This is a genomic window from Nocardia sp. JMUB6875 (genome assembly GCF_041154655.1).
GTDB lineage: Bacteria > Actinomycetota > Actinomycetes > Mycobacteriales > Mycobacteriaceae > Nocardia.
This window is the reverse complement of the sequence record NZ_BAAFGR010000355.1, coordinates 1-2,627: the sequence shown is the minus strand read 5'-3', so window position 1 is coordinate 2,627 and position 2,627 is coordinate 1. Positions and strand designations below refer to the sequence as shown.

At 69.6% G+C, this 2,627-nt stretch carries 1 protein-coding gene; it reads left to right on the top strand.

Annotated elements, in window-relative coordinates; translation table 11 throughout:
• Nucleotides 1-2,627 (top strand): hypothetical protein (locus ACAM49_RS39720; protein ID WP_369640671.1); only part of this gene is annotated, 2,627 nt, incomplete at both ends.

The window sequence follows — 2,627 nt, the reverse complement described above, 5'->3', positions numbered from 1 at the left end:
CCCGGAGAGCTCTCACCCCGAACCGTCCCGCTCGGACATCACCCGCCCCGACCTGCCGCGCCTCGACACGACACGCCGCCCGCAGGACACCCGCGAGGACATCGCCCATCCGGAGCCGACGCGGGAGGAGGCCGTCCGCCCGCGGGATACGCGGGAAGATGTTGTGCGGCCACAGAACACGCGTGAGGACATCGCGCGGCCCGGTGATACGCGTGAAGACGTTGCGCAGCCGCGGGAGACGCGTAAAGACGGGACGCGGGTCGAGAACGGCCGCGAGGGGGCCGCCGAGACGCGCACCGATACGCCGCGTGAGGCGGAGGGGCGGGTGCGCCGTCCGCGGCTGCGCATGCGGCAGCGGGAGTTGCCCATTCCGCCGTCCGAGGAGCAGGGTCCGCAGCAGCGGCATGATGTCGATAATGATTCTGATGCAAGGGATTCCGGCGACGGGGCCGAGTCGGACTGGTCGGGTCGACCGCGTGACGGCTGGTCGGAGCTGGACCGGGACGGCATTGTCGAGAAGCTCGAGGACGACTGGGATCTGGACGTCACCGGCTTCGACAACCCCCATGTCGATGTCGAGGTGCTGCGCGAATTCGCCCGCGCCATCGAGGACATGTTCACCCGCTTCCCCGACACCGAGCTGCAGGAAGTCCGGATCGCGCCCATCGACGACGACGGCGTCTTCGCCGAGGTGGACCCGGGCCGCGATAGCGACGGCTACTTCGCCGACACCTTGACCCTGAACGAGCGCTTCGCCCGCAACCCGGAGGACCTCGCCCGCCGCGTCCGGCTCGCCGAGGAGAACGGCCACCTGGTCCCGGGATCCGGTGAGCGCCCGCTGTATTCGACGATCGTGCACGAGTTCGCGCACGCCATCGACTTCACCACGCAGATGCAGGCCCGCGTCGACGCCTTCGAGGCGCTGGAACGCCATTACCTGCGCACCCGAGGCGATTACGACGGCTTCCTGGACTGGCTGAACGAGGAGCTGAGCGGTTACAGCTTCGACGAGCACGGCATGTACGATCACGCCGAGGCGCTGGCCGAGGCGTTCACCGACGTCATCCTGAACGGCGAACTCGCCAGCGAACCCGCGCAGCTCCTGTACGACCACCTGCGGCAGGTCTACCGCGCCCACGCCGCCGACAACCCCGTCTACGCCGACCCGACCCCCGATCACCGGGCCCGCGCCGCCGACGGCGACGATCCGGGCCCTGCTGCCCGTCGCGACCGCGAACCGCCCACCTGGACCGGCGACGAACAACATGACGCCATGCGTGGCCGGGAGGACGGCGAAAAGCCCGCGCACGAACCGGAATTGGTGCTGTCGCCGCCGGAGCCCGTCGAGGTCCCCGAGGTCTCGCCGATCGACGACCATTGGGCCGGCAAGGACCGCCAGGGCATCATCGACCATCTCGAGAACGAGCTCGGCATCAAGGCCGTCGGCTTCCATTACGCGAGCGATGTCGAGATGCTGCGTGAATACAGCCGTGCGATCGAAGAGTTGATCGCCCAGCCGCCGGGCATCAAGCCGCGCAGCATCGAGATCGGCTTCCTCCCGGAGGATCCGAGCGCCATCGCCATCGCCTATCCGATGCGTACCGAGGACGGCCGTCTGGTACCGGATCGCATTGTCTTCAACGAGATGTGGGCCATGGATCCGGCCGGTTTCGAAGCGAAGATCCACGCGGATGTCGCGGCCGGTTTCCACGTGTCCGGCGCCGACGCGCGGCCGATGTACGCGGTGATCGTGCACGAGTACGCGCACCTGGTGGACTTCTACGGCCAGCGGGAGGCCCGCGTCGGCCTCGTCGATGACCTGATCCAGCACTATGTCGCGACCCATGAGGGCTCCGACTTCGCCGAATTCACCAACTGGCTGCGCAGCGAGCTCCCCGGCTACGCCTTCGACGAGCACAACATGCTCAAGCCCGGCGAGGCGCTGGCCGAGGCCTATCGCGATGTGAAGCTCAATGGCGACAACGCTTCCGAGCTGTCCAAGCTGATGGCCTACCGGCTGGAGATGGCCGCCCGCGACGCCATCGGCTTGCATCCGCCGGATGCCGACCCCGCCCACCTTCGCTCCGTCGACGACCGCCCCGACCTGCTGGGGCCCAGCGACCGGTCCGAGGATTCGAGCACGAACCCGCCCGAACACCGCGCGGCCAGTGAACCGCCGCCCGGAGCCGACGAGCCGTCGCCCGGAGCGGAGGAGCCCGGCCTCCCGATCTCCGAAGACGCGGCAACCGAATCGAGCGGCCCCGCAACGGAACCCAGGGTCGGCGACGAACGCTGGTTCGACCAGCGAATGGCCGAGCACGCCGACTTCGTGGCGGATATGGAAGCCAAGCACGCCCGCTTCCTGCACGAGATGGCCGACACCGCGATCCCGGGCAGCTCCGAGGAACACCTGTTCCGCGAGCAGGCCCGCGAAGTCGACGCCATGGCCCGCGCCTCGGCCGAACGCGCCGAACGCCTTTGGGACGACCTCGGTGGCCGCCCCGATCCGGACCCGACCGGCCGTTCCGTCGGCGAGGACGGCCCCGTGCCGGAGACCGCCCCGGCGGGCGAAGGCCAGCCGCCGAACGACGGCCCGCCGCGCCGCCCCGCCGCCACCCCGGACGACC